Raw genomic sequence first — 17,045 nt, forward strand, 5'->3', positions numbered from 1 at the left:
CCTCTCGGGGCGCCGTTTCCCCGTTGCAATCAGGTCCGAATTGCGCCCTACTCCGAGCCCGTACAATGACAAGGCAGCGGTTTTCGCGTGACTGAACCTACCCCGCCCGTTCTCGACATTCGCGATCTGCGCAAGAGCTATGGCGATCTTGAGGTCCTGAAAGGCGTGTCGATCAGCGCGCCGAAAGGGCATGTGGTCTCGCTGATCGGGTCCTCGGGTTCGGGCAAATCGACGCTTCTGCGCTGCGCCAATCTTCTGGAAGACAGCCAGCAGGGCGAGATCCTCTTCGAGGGCGAACCGGTCAGGTGGCGCGGCACCGGCCCCGCGCGCCATCCCGCCGACCGCCACCAGGTGATCCGCATCCGCACCAACCTGTCGATGGTGTTCCAGCAATTCAATCTCTGGTCCCACATGACGATCCTGCAGAACGTGATGGAGGCCCCCGTCACCGTCCTGGGCGAGGACCGGCACGAGGTCGAGGGCCGCGCGCGGTCTTTGCTCGACAAGGTCGGCATCGGCGACAAATGCGACGCCTTTCCCGCCCAGCTTTCGGGCGGCCAGCAGCAGCGCGCCGCCATCGCCCGGGCGCTGGCGATGCAACCCCGCGCGCTGCTGTTCGATGAACCCACCTCGGCGCTCGATCCCGAGTTGCAACAGGAAGTCGTGCGGGTCATCAAGGTGCTGGCGGAAGAGGGGCGCACGATGATCCTTGTGACCCATGACATGCGGCTCGCGGCCGATGTCTCGGACCACGTCGTCTTCCTCCATCAGGGCCTGATCGAGGAACAGGGTCCGCCCCAGAAGGTGTTCGGCGCGCCGTCCTCGACCCGCCTTCAGCAATTCCTGAGTGCAACGGCCGCCTGAACGGCCTCACGTAAGACAACATGGGAGATATCCGATGAAAAAGCTGATCCTTGGCACCGCCGCCCTGGCCCTTTCGGTCGGCATGGCGCTGGCGCAGGACGTGGTGCGTCTGGGCACCGAGGGCGCCTACCCTCCCTACAACTTCATCAACGATGCGGGCGAGGTCGACGGCCTCGAGCGCGAGCTGGGCGACGAGCTTTGCAAACGCGCCGAACTGACCTGCACCTGGGTCACCAATGACTGGGATTCGATCATTCCGAACCTTGTCTCGGGCAATTACGACAGCATCATCGCCGGCATGAGCATCACGCCCGAGCGCGAGGAAGTCGTCGCCTTCACCCAGCCCTACACGCCCCCCTCGATGTCGTCCTATGCGGCGCTGAGCGACGATGTCGATCTTGAAGGCGGCGTGATCTCGGCCCAGACCGGCACGATCCAGGCCAACCACGTGGTCGATACCGGCGCGACGCTGCTGGAATACCCCACCTCCGACGAATGCATCGCCGCGGTGCGCAACGGCGAGGCCGATGCGGTCCTGGCCGACAAGGACGTGCTGGTGCCGGTCGTGAACGAGGGCGACATGGTCTTCGTCGGCGAGGACACCCCGCTTGGCAACGGCATCGGCATGGCCTTCCGCAAGTCCGACCCCGAGATGAAGGACAAGTTCGACGCCGCTATCCAGTCCATGAAGGATGACGGCACCATGAACGCGCTCATCATCAAGTGGATGGGCGAAGACTCGCCCCGCTGGTAAGACAGATGCGGGCGGGGCGGCCGGTTCGCCCCGCCTCGCCAGTCCCAAATGTTCGCGTCCTGCGCCGATCCCTCCACCCTCGAAGGTCTGAACTGGCTTGCCTGCTATCTCACCAGCGGCAAGCACATGGCGTTCTACCAGTCCTTCCTGGTCGTGCTCGCCCTGCTGGCGATCACCGCCCCGGCAGCCCTGCTGTTCGGTTTCGGCGGCGCCATGGCCGCGCGCTCGCGGATCTGGCCCCTGCGGATGGTCGGGCGGGCCTATACCGCGATGGTCCGGGGCATTCCCGATATCGTCTTCTTCCTCTTCGTCCCGGTCGCGATGGATCAGGGGTTCGAGTGGCTGCGCCACAAGGTCAAATGCCCCGACTGGACCGATCCGGTCCGGCAGGGCAGCGATTTCGTGGTCTGCCCGGCGGCCAAGCTGCCGCTGTCGACCAGCCCGCAATGGGCGCATGAAACCTACGGTTTCGCGCTGGCGGTGCTGGCCTTTGCCGTGGTCTTCGGCGCCTTCGCCGCCAATGTGCTTTACGGCGCGATGCGCGCGGTGCCGCGCGCCCAGATCGAGACCGCCGAGGCCTATGGCATGACCCCGCGCCAGTCCTTCTGGCGGGTCCTGGTGCCGCAGATGTGGATCTATGCGCTGCCTGGCCTGTCGAACCTCTGGATGATCCTGATCAAGGCCACGCCGCTGCTGTTCCTGCTGGGCGTGCAGGACATCGTCTACTGGGCGCGAGAGCTGGGCGGCTCGAAGACCTCGATCTTCGCCTATCCGCATCCCGACTGGCGGCTCTACTACTTCCTCGGCCTGCTGATCTTCTACCTGATGCTGACCCGGGTCTCCGAGGCGGTGCTGAGCAGGCTGACGGCGCGGCTTTCGCATGGCCAGGCGACGCTGGCGGGCGAAGCCCAGCGAAAGGCCGCGCAATGAGCTGCGTGCAGACATTCCAGGATTACGCCTTCCGCTCGCTCGGCTATGGCGAGCGGCTGCTGCCGCGATCGGACTTCACCCTGTGCGAGCAGTTCACCCTGATCGGCTCGGGGCTGGTCTGGAACATCTATTTCGGGGCGCTTGCGCTGTTCTTCGGCTTCTTTCTCGCAACCGCGGTCGCGGTGGCGCGCAACAGTGGCGCCTGGGTCGTCCGCAAGCCCGCCGAATGGTTCATCTTCGTCTTCCGCGGCTCGCCGCTCTTCATCCAGTTCTTCCTGGCCTACCAGGCCTTCGTGCTGCTGCCGAGGAACGGGATCGAGCTGAACCTGATCTTCACCCACATCACCGCCGAGACGGGCTGGCTGACCCGCGCCTGGGCGGGCGCGCTGGTCGTGCTGTTCCTGAACACCGCCGCCTATTCCGGCGAGATCTTCTACGGCGCGCTTCGCTCGGTGCCCAAGGGCGATATCGAGGCCGCCGATGCCTATGGCATGGCGGGCTGGACCAGGTTCCGGCGGATCGTCTGGCCGACCATGCTGCGGCTGGCCTGGCCCGCCTATACCAACGAGGCGATCTTTCTGTTCCATGCCACGACGCTGGTTTACTTTTCCGGCTTTCCGGCCTGGCAGCAGAAGGGAGACGCGCTCTATTATGCGAACTACTTCGCCGACAAGACCTTCAACCCCTTCATCCCCTATCCCATCGTGGCCTTTTATTTCATCCTCGTGACCCTTGCGATCATCGGCCTCTTCGGGCTGATCAACCGCCGCCTGAACCGCCACATGCCGTCCGAAAACCGGCCGCGCCTGAGGATCCGCCCGCAGGTCATCCGATGAGCCCCTGGCTTCGCGACAATCCCGAGATCCGCACCATCCGGATGGCCGCCTGCGACCTGAACGGTCAGGCCCGCGGCAAGCGTGTGCCCTCGCGCTTTGCGGGCAAGATCGAGGAGGAAGGCACCCGCTTTCCGCTGTCGGTGCTGAATCTCGACATCTGGGGCGAGGATATCGAGGGCAGCCCGCTCGTCTTCGAAACCGGCGATGCCGATGGCGTGCTGCGCCCGACCGGGCGCGGCTTCGTGCCGATGCCCTGGCTCGACGCGCCGACCGCGCTTTTGCCCTTGTGGATGTTCGACGAACAGGGCCGCCCCTTCGAGGGCTGCCCGCGCCATGCGCTGGCGGTGGTGCTTGACGAATACGAGCGTCGGGGCTGGGCACCGCAGGTGGCGACCGAGCTTGAATTCTACCTGATCGACGACAGCGACGAGGTGCTGCACCCGCCGCGCTCGCCCCGCTCGGGCAAGCGCCGCGAGGCGGGCGAGATCCTGTCGCTGCGCACGCTCGACGCCTTCGACGCCTTCTTCACCGATCTTTACGACGCCTGCGAGGCGATGGACATTCCCGCCGATGCCGCGATCTCGGAGGCCGGGACCGGCCAGTTCGAGATCAACATGATGCACGGCCCCGCGATGAAGGCCGCCGACGACGCCTGGCTGTTCAAGCTGCTGGTGCGCGGCATGGCCCGGCGCCACGGGTTTGCCGCCAGCTTCATGGCCAAGCCCTATGCCGATGATGTCGGCAACGGGTTGCATACCCATTTCTCCGTGCTCGACGCGCGCGGCAACAACATCTTCGACGATGCCAGCCCCGAGGGCTCGGGGTTTCTGCGCCAGTCCGTGGCGGGCTGTCTTGCGGCAATGCCCGACATGACGCTGATCCTCGCGCCCCATGCCAACAGCTATGACCGGCTGGTGCCCGGCAACCACGCCCCCACCGGCATCTGCTGGGCGCATGAGAACCGCACCGCCGCGATCCGCATTCCCGGCGGCAGCCCCCGCGCCCGCCGGATCGAGCACCGCGTCGCGGGCGGCGACATCAACCCCTATCTGATGATCGCGGCGATCCTCGGCGCAGCGTTGCAGGGCGTCGAGGAACAGCTTGAACCGCCGCCGCCTATCACCGGCAATGCCTATGAACTCGACCTGCCGCAGATCCCGACCTGCTGGCAGGGCGCGATCGACGCCTTCGAACATAGCCCGCGCATGGCCCGGATCTTCCGCCGCGGGCTGATCCGCAACCTGACCATGACCAAGCGGCAGGAAGCGCGCCGTATCGCCGGGCTCGACGAGGACGCGCAGATGGCGCTGTATCTCGACACTGTCTGAGCCCGGTCCGGGCGCGGCGCGGGGGCTTGCCCGCCGCACGCGGCAAGACTAGGTTGAGCGCACATAATCAAGAGACTCCCATGCAGATCGGTATCCTGCAGACAGGCCACGCGCCCGACGCGCTTCGCGCGGCGCATGGCGACTATCCCGACATGTTCGTGCGGCTGCTCGAAGGCCACGGCTTCACCTTCCACACCTGGCCCGTGCTCGACATGCAGTTCCCGCCCTCGATCCACGCCGCCGAAGGCTGGCTGATCACCGGGTCGCGCTTTGGCGCCTATGAGGATCACGCCTTCATCCACCCGCTGGAAGAGTTCATCCGGCAGGCCTATTCGGGCGGCGTGCCGCTGGTCGGCATCTGTTTCGGCCACCAGATCATCGCCCAGGCGCTGGGCGGCCGGGTCGAGAAATTCGCGGGCGGCTGGTCGGTCGGCCCGCGCGATTACCGGATCGAGGGGCAGGACTACCGGCTGAACGCCTGGCACCAGGACCAGGTGGTCGAGCCGCCGCATGACGCCGAAACGGTCGGCAGCGCGCCCGGCTGCGCCCATGCCGCGCTGATCTATGGCGAGCATGCCTATACGGTGCAGCCGCATCCGGAATTCGCCCCGGCCTTCGAGAAGGGCCTGATCGAAGAGCGCGGCCCCGGCGTGGTGCCCGACGAGACCCTGGCCGAGGCCCGCGCCCGGCTGGACCTGCCCACCGACTCGGCCGCGATGGCCGCGCGGATCGCCCGTTTCTTCACCGAAAGGCGCTGAGCCATGAAAGACTGGCGCGACCAGCTTCCCGAGGCCGCCCGCGCGTATCTCGAGGGGCGCCGCCTCGACGAGGTCGAGTGCATCGTGGCCGATCTCGCGGGCGTCGCCCGCGGCAAGGCCATGCCCGCGGGCAAGTTCGTGACGCAGACCCGGTTCTATCTGCCCAACTCGATCTTCCAGCAGACCATCACCGGCGACTGGGCCGATATCGAGGGCCGGGCCTTCACCGAGCCCGACATGATCCTGACGCCGGATTTCAGCACCGCCTCGGCCGCGCCCTGGGCCGCCGACTGTTCGCTGCAGGTCATTCACGATGTCTTCGACCAGCAGGGCGAGATGGTGCCGACGGCGCCCCGCAACGTGCTGAAACGGATCGTCAAACTGTACAACGACCGTGGCTGGATGCCGATCGTGGCGCCCGAGATGGAGTTCTTCCTCGTCGCCCGCAACACCAACCCGTCGGAACCGGTGCAGCCGCCGATGGGCCGCTCGGGCCGGCGCGCGGCGGGGCGTCAGGCCTATTCGCTGAGCGCGGTCGACGAATACGGCCCCGTCATCGACGACATCTACGATTTCGCCGAGGCGCAGGGGCTGGAAATCGACGGCATCCTGCAGGAAGGCGGCGCGGGGCAGGTGGAACTGAACCTGCGCCATGGCGACCCGGTGAAACTGGCCGACGAGATCTTCTATTTCAAGCGGCTGATCCGCGAGGCGGCGATGCGGCACGACTGCTACGCCACCTTCATGGCCAAGCCCATCGAGGACGAGCCCGGCTCGGCCATGCATATCCACCATTCGGTGGTCGATGCGCGGACCGGGCTGAACATCTTTTCGAACGCCGATGGCAGCGAAAGCCCGGCCTTCCTGCATTTCATCGCTGGCATGCAGACCCACATGCCCTCGGTGATCGCGCTGCTGGCGCCCTATGTGAACAGCTATCGCCGCTACGTCCCGGACTTCGCGGCCCCCATCAATTTGCTTTGGGGGCGCGACAACCGCACCACCGGGCTGAGAGTTCCGGTCGCCGAACCCGAGGCGCGGCGGGTCGAAAACCGGCTGGCAGGGATGGATTGCAACCCCTATCTGGGCATCGCGGCCTCGCTCGCCTGCGGCTATCTGGGGCTCGTCGAAGAGCTGCTGCCCCGGCCCGAATTCACCGGCGACGCCTATTCGGGCGACGAGGACATTCCCCGCAACGTGGCCGAGGCGCTCGATCTCTTCGAGGCGGCCTCGCCGATGCGCGAGGTGCTGGGCGAGGAATTCTGCACCGTCTATTCGGCGGTCAAGGAGCTGGAATACAAGCAGTTCCTGCAGGTCATCAGCCCCTGGGAACGCGAACATCTGCTGCTGAACGTATGAACCTTCTCTTCGCCAACGACCGCCGCGGGGCCTATCCCGCCAGCTGGTATGCCGAAACCACCCCGCCGCTGCCGCCCTTCGCGCCGCTTGACGGCGACCGGCGCGCCGATGTCTGCATCGTCGGCGGCGGCTATACCGGGTTGTCGGCAGCGCTGCATCTGGCCCGGGCCGGGCTCGACACCGTGCTGGTCGAGGCCCACCGGGTGGGCTTTGGCGCCTCGGGGCGGAATGGCGGACAGGTCGGCTCGGGCCAGCGGCTGCATCAGGACGCGCTCGAGGCGATGCTGGGCGACGGCCCCGCGGCAAAGCTGTGGCATCTGGCCGAGGCGGCGCGCGGGCTGGTCTCGGACCTGATCCGCGATCACGCCATCGCCTGCGACTTTCGCCCCGGCATCGTCTATGCCGAATGGTCCGACCGGGGCACGCGCGAGGCCCATGCCTATGCCGAAAAGCTGCGCCGCGACTACGATTACGATCTGGTCGAGCCGCTGACCCGCGACCAGCTGCACGCCATCGTCGCCGCCCCCGGCTATCGGGGCGGGGTGATCGACTGGGGCGCGGGCCATCTCAACCCGCTGGCCTACGCGCTGGGGCTTGCCCGCGCCGCGGCCGCGGCGGGCGCCACGATCCACGAGACGACGCTGGTGGAGCGGGTCGATGCGGGCGCCGTGGTGGTGACGGATCGCGGACGGATCATCGCCGACCGGGTGATCCTTGCAGCCAACGGCTATCTCGGGGGGCTCGACCGCCGGGTCGCGGCCCGGGTCATGCCGATCAACAATTACATGGTCGCGACCGAACCGCTTGGGCCGCGCGCGGCCTCGGTGCTGGCCCGCGATGTAGCGGTCGCCGACAGCAAGTTCGTGGTCAATTACTTCCGGCTCTCGCCCGACGGGCGGCTTCTGTTCGGCGGCGGCGAAAGCTATGGCTACCGCTTCCCCGAAGACATCCGGGCGCTGGTGCGCAAGCCGATGCTGCAGGTCTTCCCGCAGCTTTCGGATGTCGCGCTGACCCATGCCTGGGGCGGCACGCTGGCGATCACCCGGTCGCGGCTGCCCTATCTTGGTACGCCCGCGCCGGGCATCTATTCAGCCTCGGGCTTTTCCGGCCACGGGGTGGCGATGGCCACGCTTGCGGGCCGGGTACTGGCCGAGGCGGTGCGGGGCGAGGCCGAGGCCTTCGAGACCTTCGCCCGCCTGCCCTGCCCGCCCTTCCCCGGCGGCGCGGCGCTGCGCGCGCCGCTTCTGGCGATGGCGATGGCCTGGTATGCTTTGCGGGACACAGTCGGGCTCTGATTTCCAATCGTCGCCATCCTGTCACATCTCTGAGTCACTTCCGGTCGGATAGGGTCGTCCATCGAGACGACGTCGGATAAGGTGACCGCATGACCCGCTCCCGCACTGTCTACGATGCCGAACCGATCCCGGAAAGCGCCCGCGCCGAGATCGACCGCCTGCTGCGCACCGGGGACCTGTTCCGCTATACCGCTGCCGCCGACGCGCCGGTCACGCTGCTTGAACGCGATTTCGCGGCGCTTCTGGGCGTTCCCTATGCGCTGGCGGTCTCGTCCTGTTCGGCGGCGCTGTTTCTGGCCCTGAAGGCGCTGGACCTGCCGCGCGAGGCGCGGGTGCTGATCCCGGCCTTCACCTTCGCGGCCGTCCCCTCGGCGGTGATCCATGCCGATTGCGTCCCGGTGCTGACCGAGGTCGGCGCCGATTTCCGGCTTGATATCGAGGATTTCGAGGCCCGGCTGGACGAGGACATCTCTGCCGTCCTGATCAGCCACATGCGCGGCCACACCTCGGACATGGACGCCATCGCCGCCGCCTGCGACGCCCGTGGCATCCCGCTGATCGAGGATGCGGCGCATTCGCTGGGCACGCTCTGGCACGGCCGCAAGATCGGCACGCTGGGCCGGATCGGCTGTTTCTCGTTCCAGTCCTACAAGCTGGTGAATGGCGGAGAGGGCGGGATGCTGATCACCGAAGACCCCGACCTTCTGGCCCGCGCCGTCATCATGTCGGGCGCCTACGAACATAACTGGAAAAAGCATGACGGGCTGGCCGCGGCCTTTGCCCGCTGGCAGAACCGCCTGCCGCTTTACAACATGCGGATGCAGAACCTCTCGGCCGCGGTGATCCGCCCGCAGCTGCCCGAGGTCGCCCGCCGGGTGCGCGAGGGCCGGGCCAATCACGACCACGTCGCCGCGCTGTTGAACCGGTCGCCCTGGCTGTCGGTCCCGCCGCCCCTGCCCCCCGAAACGCGCGCCCCGGATTCGATCCAGTTCAACCTCGTCGGCTTCGAGACCGACGACGAAGCGCGCGCCTTTCAGGATGCCGCCGCCGCGCTTGGGGTGCAGGTGCAGGTCTTCGGGCTGAGCACCGACAATGCGCGGGCGTTCTGGAACTGGGGGTTTCTCGACGATCTTCCGGGCGGGCCGCGGCGCGATCTGCCCAAGACCCGGGCGATGCTGATGCGGGCCTGCGACGCACGGCTGCCCGCCCATCTGTCAAGGGCCGAACTGGACCGGATCGCAGGGGCGCTGGTGGCCGCCGCCGAGACGGTGAAAACCGCCGAGGCGCGGGCCTATGGGACCTGAGTGCGCTTGACTCGGCCCGGCCCGGCGGCGAGAAGGCACGAACGTTAAAAAAAGGCGCCCGGAATTTCCGGGCGCCAGTCGCGGAACGAGGGACAGTGAAGCAGGACGAAGGCGTTCCGGGCCTCCGCCCTTCGCCTAAGACATGGGACCGCAGCGCGGTCTTTTCCAGCCCGCTCATGGAACTGTGATCCGAAGACTACGGGCCCCGCCTTTGTCAGGCCCGGGAGGCCATCTTAGGGGCGCACCGCCGCCGCATAAAGCGCGACCGCCGCCGCGTTCGAGACATTGAGCGACCCGAACCCGCCCGCCGCGGGGATACGCACCAGCCGGTCGCAGGTGGCACGGGTCAGTTCGCGCAGGCCCGGCCCTTCGGCCCCCAGAACCAGCCCGACCGGGGCCGCGCCAATCCCGGCAAGCCCCTCGGCCAGCGTGGAGGGCGCCTCGCCGTCCAGCCCGATCAGGCTGTAGCCCAGCTCTTTCAGCTCTTCCATCGCCCGCGCCAGGTTCGGCACCCGCAGATAGGGCTGGCGTTCCAGCGCGCCCGAGGCGGTCTTGGCCAGCGCTCCGGTCTCGGGCGCCGAATGGCGGTGCGGCGCGATCACCGCCCGGGCCCCGAACACCTCGGCCGAGCGCAGGATCGCCCCCACATTATGCGGGTCGGTCACCCGGTCGAGCAGCACCGTCAGCGCGGGCCCCGTCCCCGGGTCGCAGACATCGCCAAGCTTGCCCCAGTCCAGCGGCCGCACCTCGAGCGCCGCCCCCTGATGCACCGACTCGGGGTCGAGCGGCGCGGCAAAGCGGCGCGGATCGCACAGTTCGGGCTCGATCCCGGCGGCGGCGATGGCCGGGGCCAGCCGGTCGGCGGCATTCTTCGTCACCACCAGCCGCAGCTTGTCGCGGCGGGGGTTTTCCAGCGCATCGCGCACCGCGTGCATCCCGAAAAGCCAGACTGTCTCGGCCGCGGCGGCCCGTCGCCCGCGTTCCTTCTCGATCACCCAGGTGGGTTTCTTGGCCACGTCATCGCCCCTGTTCCGACAGGCGGCGACCATGGCGCCTCGGCGCTGCCGCCGCAAGGGATTTTCCTGTTGACGCGCCCCCACAGCTTGCGTATCCAGCGCCTCACTCAGGGCGACGTGCTGCAAGGTGCGGCAGCGGACTGTAACTCCGCCGGGGAGACCCACGCCTGGTTCGATTCCAGGGTCGCCCACCATTCTCCCCTCTTTTCAAAGAGTTACGCTCTCTCGTGTACGGGAGATTTACCGACGTGACCTTTACAGTTCTGCCCAAGGGCGTCTTCAAGCGCGGCGCTGTCTACGCCTTGCGATTCACCGTTCCTGTCGAGTTGAGACCGGCGGTCGGCAAGCGGGAAATCATCCGATCCCTGGGCTCCTCCGACCTTGGGGAAGCCCTGAGCCGACGCAGGGAAACCCTTGAGGAAATCAAGGCGCGCTCTTCGCGAAATACGACGGCCCCTACCCCTGGCCGGTGCCCGAACAGGTGCGCCACGCGCTCTGCGGGCGACGGAAGCCCGTCTACGGCCCGTGGCAGGCGGTCAGCGCCGAAGGTGGCGGCAAGCTGGCCCGTCTTCTGCACGAAAAACACCAAGCCGCCGTCGGCAAGGTCGGATAGGTCGTGCTGCGGCCCTGCGGGCGCTCGGGGTCGACCGGCAACAGCGCGGCGAAGGGCGCGGGCCAAATCCAGTCGCCACCCATGGGTGCCCGGACACGCGCCGGGCTGGACGCTTCGGCCCATGCGGCAATTGCCGCCATATCCTGCGCCGCCTGTGCCATTACTGCACAACCGACGCTTCGGCTTCGGCGACCATTTCCGGGTGACAATACGAACGCTGAACCTCGTAGTTCGTGCGGTCGTAGTTTTTCAGCACGCCGCCAATATCAACGCCTTCGTCGAGCATGCCCGGCCTCGCGCGTAGGCTCGGGGCAATGGGGCTGGTCGCGCCCTGCACGGTACGGGTCCGGCCGCTTCTGACCCGGGCCGATCTGCACCGCGCCGGTGCCATGATCCCCTGCGACCGCTCTGAGGCAGGCGCAAGACCGGAAGCCGCCCGTTGCGGAGTCTGATCGTCCAGCGTCGCCCGGGTCCGGGCGGGTCAAGGGCCGGTCAGACCGTGGCGGCCGAATAGCCCGCGTCTTCGATCGCGGCCGCGATCTCGGCCTCGGGCAGCGCGGTTTTGGTCTCGACCGTATGGGTTCCCAGGTCGCAGGAAATCTCGGCCGACGGGTCGCGCTGGCGAATGGCCTTCTCGATGGCGGCGGTGCAATGGCCGCAGGTCATGTCGGGCACGCTGAATTTCATCTGGGCATCCTCCTGAGATCCGGAATTTCCCCCTTCATGCAGCTTCCAGCGGCGGGAAGGTCAAGCCCCGAATTGACATTGACGCGGATCGCGCCCGGCCGGGTGACAAGGACCCTCCGCCGGGACTGGACATCGCGGCGGTCGGCCACATTTTGACTCTGGCGGCCGCGGGGCGCCTTGCGCCACGGGCAGGACCGGCAGGAGACCCGACATGAGCTGGAACCCGACCCAGGACCCCGAAAGCGGCGCGGCGGGCTGCGCCGCGCTGGAAACCCTCATCATTCCGCGCGCCCGCGACATCGGCGGCTTCGAGGTGCGGCGCGCGCTGCCCTCGCCAAAGCGGCAGATGGTCGGCCCGTTCATCTTCTTCGACCAGATGGGCCCTGCCGAATTCCTCACCGCGGGCGGGATCGACGTGCGCCCGCACCCGCATATCGGGCTTGGGACCGTGACCTATCTGTATCGCGGCGAATTCGAGCATCGCGACAGCATCGGCAGCCATCAGATGATCTATCCGGGCGAGGTGAACTGGATGGTCGCGGGCCGCGGCGTGACCCATTCCGAACGGACGAGCGCAGCCACGCGCGGCACCCGGCACAGCCTGTTCGGCATCCAGACCTGGATCGCCCTGCCCGAGGATCGCGAAGAGACCGCGCCGTCTTTCGAACATCACGGCAAGGACGCGCTGCCGGTGATCGAGGCGGGCGGTGCCGAAGCGCGGCTGATCCTCGGCCGGGCCTATGGCGCCGAAAGCCCGGTGACGCTGCCGTCGGAAACCTTCTACCTCGATGTCGTGCTGGCCCCCGGCGCGCGCTTTCCGCTGCCCGACGATCACGAAGATCGCGGCATCCATGTCGCCGAGGGCTCGATCGAGGTGGCGGGCGATCGGTTCGAGGCCGGGCGCATGATGATCTTCCGCCCCGGCGATGCGATTTCCGTCATGGCCGGACCGCAGGGCGCCCGGCTGATGGCGCTGGGTGGCGCGACGCTGAACGGGCCGCGCTATATCTGGTGGAACTTCGTCTCGTCCTCGAAGGACCGCATCGCCCAGGCCCGGGCCGACTGGCAGGCCGCCGACTGGGCCAATGGCCCGTTCCACCTGCCGCCGGGGGACGCGGCCGAGTTCATCCCGATCCCGCCGGAACTGGACCGGACCCGCCCGCGCGCGTGGAAATAAGCGCGCGCTCAGGCCGGGCGCCGGTCCGGCGCCGCTGCGCGGGATCGGCGCGGCGCCAGCACGGCCCCGGTGCCGATGCCCAGCAAGAGCGCCCAGAAGGGCGCGCCGATGCCCAGAAAGCCGATCCCCGACACAGTGGTCATGAAGGTCACCAGCGCCGCCTCGCGCCGCTCGGGCGCGGCCAGCGCCGCATGCAGGCTGGTGCCGATGGTGTTCAGAAGCGCAAGCCCGGCCACGGTGACCACCAGCGCCTTCGGCGCGATCAGGAAAAGGCTGATCACCGCCGCCCCCATCAGCCCCACGAGGCAGTAAAGCAGCCCCGCCACCACCACCGCGCGGTAACGGGTGTCGGGGTCTTCGTCCGCCTCCGGCCCCGCACAGATCGCCGCCGTGATGGCCGCCAGGTTGAACGCATAGCCCCCGAAGGGCGCCAGCAGCAGCGTCGTCAGCCCGGTCACCGTCACGCAGGCCGAGACCGGCGGCGCGTAGCCCGCGGCCTTGAGGGTCACGATGCCGGGCGTGTTCTGCGAGGCCATGGTGACGATGAAAAGCGGCAGCCCGACCCCGATCAGCACCGGCAGCGACAGCGCGGGCATCACGAAGGCCGGGCGCGCGAGCGACAGATCGACCGCCGCGCCGCTGTCGAAGGCGCCGGTCACGGCACAGAAGAGGCAGCCCGCCAGCAGCACCGCGGGGATCGCAAAGCGCGGGAAAAGGCGCCGCCCGGCCAGATAGACCGCGCCCATGACCGCGACCAGCGGCAGGTTGTCCTCTGTCGAGGCGAAGATGCCCAGCCCGAACTGGAAGAGGATGCCCGCCAGCATCGCATTGCCGATGCCATCGGGGATCAGATGCGACAGCTTCTCGAACCAGCCGGTCAGCCCGGTCAGCGTCAGCAAGAGCCCGCAGAAGACGAAAGCACCGATGGCCTCGTTCATCGGCACGCCGTCGAGGCTGATCACCAGAAGGGCGGCCCCCGGCGTCGACCAGGCGGTCAGGATCGGCATCCGGTAGCGCAGCGACAGGATCAGGCCGCTGGCCCCCATCCCGAGCCCCAGCGCCAGCATCCAGCTGTTGGCCTGGGCCTGGCTGGCCCCCAGCACGTCAATGGCCTGAAAGATGATCGCGACGCTGCTGGTATAGCCCAACAGGACCGCAATGAAGCCCGCGACCAGATGCGAGATTTTCAGCCCGAAAATCATTCCGCTCGTGCCTTTCCTGTGCCCCGGGGCTAGGACTGTGACGGAAGAGGCCCGGGTTCGGCCGTTATAACGGTCGGACGCTATAGCGCACAAGAGCCGCGACAGGGATGACAGAGACGAAGATCCGGATCAATCTCAGGGCCGCCCGCGCCCGGGCGGGGCTGAGCCTGGCGCAGGCCGCCGACCTGACCGGCGTCAGCAAGGCCATGCTGGGCCAGATCGAACGCGGCGAATCGAGCCCCACCATCGCCACGCTCTGGAAGCTGGCGCGCGGCTTCCAGCTGCCCCTGACGGCGCTGATCGAGGATCTGGTGCAGACCACGGGCACCTTCACGCCCGCCACCGCGCGGCCCATGCGGTTCGAGGGCAGCATCGCCATGCGCACGATCTTTCCCTTCGACCCGGTCTTCGGGTCCGAAACCTTTCTGGTGACGCTCGACCCGGGGCAGGTCCACCTGTCGGCCGCGCATGATACCGGCGTGGTCGAGGACATCTTCGTCACGGAAGGCCAGGTCGAGGTGCTGCTGGACGACATCTGGAAGACATGCCAGGCGGGCGACGGGCTGCGCTTTCCGGCCGACCGGGCACATGGCTATCGCAATCGGGCCGACAGCCCGGCCCTGTTCCACAATACCCTGCACTATCCCGGAACCGCGCTGTTCGGACCGCCCGAAGACGCCTGACCGAACGGCGCGGCGCCTGACGCCAAAACGGCGGCCCCGTCGGGACCGCCGCGCCTTGCCGGACAGGACCGCCCGGCCGGGTTACTTGCCGAGGGTGATGAAGCGGCTGTCATCCTCGATGAAGGTCTTGGGACCGATCTCGCCCGCATGGGACCCGAAGGGCATCTGGGCGATCAGCTTCCAGCTGGAGGGCACGCCAAAGGCCTCGGCCAGCGCGGCATCGGCCACCGGATTGTAGTGCTGAAGGCTCGCGCCGATGCCTTCTTCGGCCAGAGCGGTCCAGACCGCCAGCTGCGCCATCCCGGCGGAATGGTTCGCAAACCCCGGGAACGCATCGGCATAAAGCGGGAACTGCTCCTGCAGGCCGCGGATCGTATCCTGATCCTCGTAGAACAGCACCGTGCCAGCGCCGGCGGCAAATCCGGCCATCTTGGCGGCGGTCGGCGCGAAGGCGTCTTCGGGAACGATCTTGCGCAGCTCGGCCTCGATCAGCGACCAGGCCTTCTCGCTTTCGGCGCCGAACAGGATGACCGCCCGCGAACTTTGCGAGTTGAACGAGGAGGGCGCGTGGCGGATCGCCGTCTTGATCAGCTCTTCGACCGCATCGGCCGGGATCGGAAGGGTCTTGCCAAGGGCGTATTGCGTTCGGCGTTTGGACAGCAGGTCGAGCGTCTTGTTGGACATGGGGGAGCTCCTGAGGGGGAATGGCTTCGGGTCTCTGTATTTCGCGAACCGAAACCCGCTTCAATGGCAACTCTTGTTCCATTACGCACAGCGGACGTGCTTTCGGGGGCCGGAAGAGCGGCCAGCGGCTCTTGACAGGCGACATCTCGGGTCCCTGCCATGGGCCGTTATGCGCTGGCTGTCCAGTTGCGCGCTTGCCCGAAGCGGCCCGACCGACGGCCTAAAGCAGCCGGCGCAGCAGCCAGAACGGCCCGGCGACGAGGCCAAGCAGCAGCGCCGCCTCGACCGGACGCCCCTCGGCCAGAACCGCCATGCTGCCTGCGGCCAGTGCCGCCAGGGTCAGCGCCGGTGCCCTTCGGAGCCGCAACGCCAGCGCCCCGGCCAGCGCCAGCAACACCAGACCGAGGCCCATGGCCAGCAGCTGCGCCAGCGCCCTCAGTTCCGGCGACACGGCGATCTCGGGTCCGAGGGGTCCCAGCAGGCCCGACAGCAGCAGACCGCCGCCAGCCGCGAAGGCAAGACCCGCCGCGATGGCGGGGACCGCGGGCCGGAGGCGCGCGCCGACCCGCTGCGCGGTCCGGGCCAGCGCGGCGCGGTTGGTGCGCAGCTCGAACACCCCGGCCGCGACAAGGGCCGCCAGGAACGGCAAAAGCGTATAGACCGCGCGATAAAGGATCAGCGCGGCCAGCGCATCGGCCCGGCCATGCGCCCCGGTCGCGGTCAGGATCGTGGCCTCGAAAACACCAAGGCCGCCCGGCGAATGGCTGAGAATCCCCAGACTGATGGCGATGCCGAAAACCGCCAGGAATTCGAGAAAGCCGATGGACAGGTCGGGCGGGTAAAGCACGTGCAGCACCAGCCCCGACGCGACCAGATCGAACACCACCGCGCCGGTCAGCGCCACCGCCGTGCCGAAGCCGGGCATCGGAATGCGCCGCCCGAAAACCCGGACCGGCCGGCCCGCGCGGAGGCGGATCGCCCCCCAGATCAGCGCCGTCAGCGCCAGCAGCGACAGACCGATCACCGTCTGCAGCAGCGGCGAAAGCGGCAGAACGCCCTCGATACTGGCCGGATGCACGGCAAGGACCGCGCCATAAAGCACCAGCGCCCCAAGCGAATAGGCGAGACTGTTATGGGCAAACAGCACCGCCACCTGCGAGGCGCCCAGACCGAAGACAGAATAGACCCGGTAGCGCACCCCGACGCCGGTCACATAGGCGGCGCCCAGCAGGTTCGAGACCGCCGTCGCCGCCGCCCCGGTGGCCACCGACACCCGCCCCGGCACCCGACCCGGAGCGATCTCTTTAAGGCACAGCAGATCGAGCGCCCCGATAAAGACGAAACTGACGAGCGTTCCCAGCACCGCAAGCGCGATCTGCGGCCGCGTCACGGCCTGCAAGCCATCGGTGATCTCGGAGAACTCGATCTGGCGCGTGGCTTCGCGCAGCAGCCAGACCGCGATACCGATGAAGGCCGCGGTCAGCAACAGGCGGCCCGAGCGCGCCAGTTTCCTGCGCGGGGCCGGATCGGGCCGGCTTGTCATGCGCTCTGTCAC

At 67.9% G+C, this 17,045-nt stretch carries 17 protein-coding genes, 1 tRNA gene and 1 pseudogene; 13 read left to right on the forward strand and 6 right to left on the reverse strand.

The window, feature by feature from the left end:
- Window positions 1-87 precede the first annotated feature (87 nt).
- The 9 genes from EV657_RS08960 (at window position 88) to EV657_RS09000 (ending at window position 9,428) form a co-directional block, all read left to right on the forward strand.
- Window positions 88-864 (forward strand): ABC transporter ATP-binding protein, encoded by a 777-nt coding sequence (locus tag EV657_RS08960; RefSeq protein ID WP_134077687.1) that lies wholly within the window; start codon window positions 88-90, stop codon window positions 862-864.
- Window positions 865-898: 34 nt separating this feature from the next.
- Entirely contained in the window at window positions 899-1,618 is a 720-nt protein-coding gene (locus EV657_RS08965) for a transporter substrate-binding domain-containing protein (RefSeq protein WP_113670734.1), read from the forward strand.
- A 48-nt stretch (window positions 1,619-1,666) separates the two neighbouring features.
- On the forward strand, window positions 1,667-2,548 hold the full coding sequence (locus EV657_RS08970) for an ABC transporter permease (protein ID WP_075786745.1): 882 nt from the start codon (window positions 1,667-1,669) through the stop codon (window positions 2,546-2,548).
- Window positions 2,545-3,384: an ABC transporter permease gene (locus EV657_RS08975; RefSeq protein WP_075786746.1), complete on the forward strand. Its 840-nt coding sequence runs from the start codon at window positions 2,545-2,547 to the stop codon at window positions 3,382-3,384. The genes EV657_RS08970 and EV657_RS08975 overlap by 4 nt, the downstream gene beginning before the upstream one ends.
- Window positions 3,381-4,712: a glutamine synthetase family protein gene (locus EV657_RS08980; protein WP_134077688.1), complete on the forward strand. Its 1,332-nt coding sequence runs from the start codon at window positions 3,381-3,383 to the stop codon at window positions 4,710-4,712. Before EV657_RS08975 ends, EV657_RS08980 begins: the two co-directional genes overlap by 4 nt.
- Before the next feature lie 80 nt (window positions 4,713-4,792).
- Complete coding sequence (locus tag EV657_RS08985; RefSeq protein WP_075786748.1) at window positions 4,793-5,470, forward strand: type 1 glutamine amidotransferase; 678 nt, start codon at window positions 4,793-4,795, stop codon at window positions 5,468-5,470.
- A gap of 3 nt (window positions 5,471-5,473) precedes the next feature.
- A complete protein-coding gene (locus EV657_RS08990) occupies window positions 5,474-6,829 on the forward strand; it encodes a glutamine synthetase family protein (RefSeq protein ID WP_075786749.1) in 1,356 nt (451 codons plus the stop codon).
- The gene (locus EV657_RS08995) at window positions 6,826-8,124 is read left to right on the forward strand and encodes an NAD(P)/FAD-dependent oxidoreductase (RefSeq protein WP_113670737.1); all 1,299 of its coding nucleotides are present in this window, start codon (window positions 6,826-6,828) and stop codon (window positions 8,122-8,124) included. Before EV657_RS08990 ends, EV657_RS08995 begins: the two co-directional genes overlap by 4 nt.
- A gap of 89 nt (window positions 8,125-8,213) precedes the next feature.
- Window positions 8,214-9,428 (forward strand): DegT/DnrJ/EryC1/StrS family aminotransferase, encoded by a 1,215-nt coding sequence (locus EV657_RS09000; protein ID WP_134077689.1) that lies wholly within the window; start codon window positions 8,214-8,216, stop codon window positions 9,426-9,428.
- Window positions 9,429-9,661: 233 nt separating this feature from the next.
- Here the strand turns inward: EV657_RS09000 and rlmB are convergent, their stop codons facing one another.
- The gene (rlmB, locus tag EV657_RS09005) at window positions 9,662-10,477 is read right to left on the reverse strand and encodes a 23S rRNA (guanosine(2251)-2'-O)-methyltransferase RlmB (protein WP_134077690.1); all 816 of its coding nucleotides are present in this window, start codon (window positions 10,475-10,477) and stop codon (window positions 9,662-9,664) included.
- Window positions 10,478-10,554: 77 nt separating this feature from the next.
- Here rlmB and EV657_RS09010 point away from each other — a divergent pair.
- A tRNA-Tyr gene (locus EV657_RS09010) sits at window positions 10,555-10,638 on the forward strand.
- A 54-nt stretch (window positions 10,639-10,692) separates the two neighbouring features.
- A pseudogene (locus EV657_RS22700) lies at window positions 10,693-10,860 on the forward strand (DUF6538 domain-containing protein); the annotation flags it as partial.
- Between the two features lie 357 nt (window positions 10,861-11,217).
- On the opposite strand, the gene EV657_RS22515 reads toward EV657_RS22700, so the two are convergent.
- Together EV657_RS22515 and EV657_RS09015 are read right to left on the reverse strand one after the other, a co-directional pair.
- The gene (locus tag EV657_RS22515; RefSeq protein WP_256359800.1) at window positions 11,218-11,343 is read right to left on the reverse strand and encodes a hypothetical protein; all 126 of its coding nucleotides are present in this window, start codon (window positions 11,341-11,343) and stop codon (window positions 11,218-11,220) included.
- A gap of 206 nt (window positions 11,344-11,549) precedes the next feature.
- Window positions 11,550-11,744, reverse strand: coding sequence for a heavy-metal-associated domain-containing protein (locus EV657_RS09015; RefSeq protein ID WP_075786755.1), 195 nt, complete (start codon window positions 11,742-11,744; stop codon window positions 11,550-11,552).
- A 211-nt stretch (window positions 11,745-11,955) separates the two neighbouring features.
- On the opposite strand from EV657_RS09015, the gene EV657_RS09020 reads away from it, so the two are divergent.
- Window positions 11,956-12,921 carry a pirin family protein gene (locus tag EV657_RS09020; protein ID WP_134077691.1) on the forward strand — a complete coding sequence of 322 codons (966 nt, stop codon included), beginning with the start codon at window positions 11,956-11,958 and terminating at the stop codon, window positions 12,919-12,921.
- Window positions 12,922-12,929: 8 nt separating this feature from the next.
- Here the strand turns inward: EV657_RS09020 and EV657_RS09025 are convergent, their stop codons facing one another.
- Window positions 12,930-14,123: a benzoate/H(+) symporter BenE family transporter gene (locus EV657_RS09025; RefSeq protein WP_134077692.1), complete on the reverse strand. Its 1,194-nt coding sequence runs from the start codon at window positions 14,121-14,123 to the stop codon at window positions 12,930-12,932.
- Window positions 14,124-14,230: 107 nt separating this feature from the next.
- On the opposite strand from EV657_RS09025, the gene EV657_RS09030 reads away from it, so the two are divergent.
- Window positions 14,231-14,806: a helix-turn-helix domain-containing protein gene (locus EV657_RS09030; RefSeq protein WP_134077693.1), complete on the forward strand. Its 576-nt coding sequence runs from the start codon at window positions 14,231-14,233 to the stop codon at window positions 14,804-14,806.
- Window positions 14,807-14,887: 81 nt separating this feature from the next.
- On the opposite strand, the gene EV657_RS09035 is transcribed toward EV657_RS09030, so the two are convergent.
- Together EV657_RS09035 and EV657_RS09040 are read right to left on the reverse strand one after the other, a co-directional pair.
- Window positions 14,888-15,490, reverse strand: coding sequence for a nitroreductase family protein (locus tag EV657_RS09035; protein ID WP_134077694.1), 603 nt, complete (start codon window positions 15,488-15,490; stop codon window positions 14,888-14,890).
- A 220-nt stretch (window positions 15,491-15,710) separates the two neighbouring features.
- Complete coding sequence (locus EV657_RS09040) at window positions 15,711-17,033, reverse strand: putative bifunctional lysylphosphatidylglycerol flippase/synthetase (protein ID WP_166673680.1); 1,323 nt, start codon at window positions 17,031-17,033, stop codon at window positions 15,711-15,713.
- Between the last annotated feature and the right edge of the window lie 12 nt (window positions 17,034-17,045).

The organism is Rhodovulum visakhapatnamense (assembly GCF_004365965.1).
Classification (GTDB): domain Bacteria; phylum Pseudomonadota; class Alphaproteobacteria; order Rhodobacterales; family Rhodobacteraceae; genus Rhodovulum; species Rhodovulum visakhapatnamense.

What these genes read in the sequence shown, in the direction of transcription:
- EV657_RS08985 (WP_075786748.1), top strand. Translation starts at nt 4,793, where the DNA reads ATGCAGATCGGTATCCTGCAGACAGGCCACGCGCCCGACGCGCTTCGC.
- EV657_RS08965 (WP_113670734.1), top strand. Translation starts at nt 899, where the DNA reads ATGAAAAAGCTGATCCTTGGCACCGCCGCCCTGGCCCTTTCGGTCGGC.
- EV657_RS22515 (WP_256359800.1), bottom strand. Translation starts at nt 11,343, where the DNA reads ATGCTCGACGAAGGCGTTGATATTGGCGGCGTGCTGAAAAACTACGAC.
- EV657_RS08995 (WP_113670737.1), top strand. Translation starts at nt 6,826, where the DNA reads ATGAACCTTCTCTTCGCCAACGACCGCCGCGGGGCCTATCCCGCCAGC.
- EV657_RS09015 (WP_075786755.1), bottom strand. Translation starts at nt 11,744, where the DNA reads ATGAAATTCAGCGTGCCCGACATGACCTGCGGCCATTGCACCGCCGCC.
- rlmB (WP_134077690.1), bottom strand. Translation starts at nt 10,477, where the DNA reads ATGGTCGCCGCCTGTCGGAACAGGGGCGATGACGTGGCCAAGAAACCC.
- EV657_RS09030 (WP_134077693.1), top strand. Translation starts at nt 14,231, where the DNA reads ATGACAGAGACGAAGATCCGGATCAATCTCAGGGCCGCCCGCGCCCGG.
- EV657_RS09040 (WP_166673680.1), bottom strand. Translation starts at nt 17,033, where the DNA reads ATGACAAGCCGGCCCGATCCGGCCCCGCGCAGGAAACTGGCGCGCTCG.
- EV657_RS08980 (WP_134077688.1), top strand. Translation starts at nt 3,381, where the DNA reads ATGAGCCCCTGGCTTCGCGACAATCCCGAGATCCGCACCATCCGGATG.
- EV657_RS08975 (WP_075786746.1), top strand. Translation starts at nt 2,545, where the DNA reads ATGAGCTGCGTGCAGACATTCCAGGATTACGCCTTCCGCTCGCTCGGC.
- EV657_RS09035 (WP_134077694.1), bottom strand. Translation starts at nt 15,490, where the DNA reads ATGTCCAACAAGACGCTCGACCTGCTGTCCAAACGCCGAACGCAATAC.
- EV657_RS08990 (WP_075786749.1), top strand. Translation starts at nt 5,474, where the DNA reads ATGAAAGACTGGCGCGACCAGCTTCCCGAGGCCGCCCGCGCGTATCTC.
- EV657_RS09025 (WP_134077692.1), bottom strand. Translation starts at nt 14,123, where the DNA reads ATGATTTTCGGGCTGAAAATCTCGCATCTGGTCGCGGGCTTCATTGCG.
- EV657_RS08970 (WP_075786745.1), top strand. Translation starts at nt 1,667, where the DNA reads ATGTTCGCGTCCTGCGCCGATCCCTCCACCCTCGAAGGTCTGAACTGG.
- EV657_RS09000 (WP_134077689.1), top strand. Translation starts at nt 8,214, where the DNA reads ATGACCCGCTCCCGCACTGTCTACGATGCCGAACCGATCCCGGAAAGC.
- EV657_RS09020 (WP_134077691.1), top strand. Translation starts at nt 11,956, where the DNA reads ATGAGCTGGAACCCGACCCAGGACCCCGAAAGCGGCGCGGCGGGCTGC.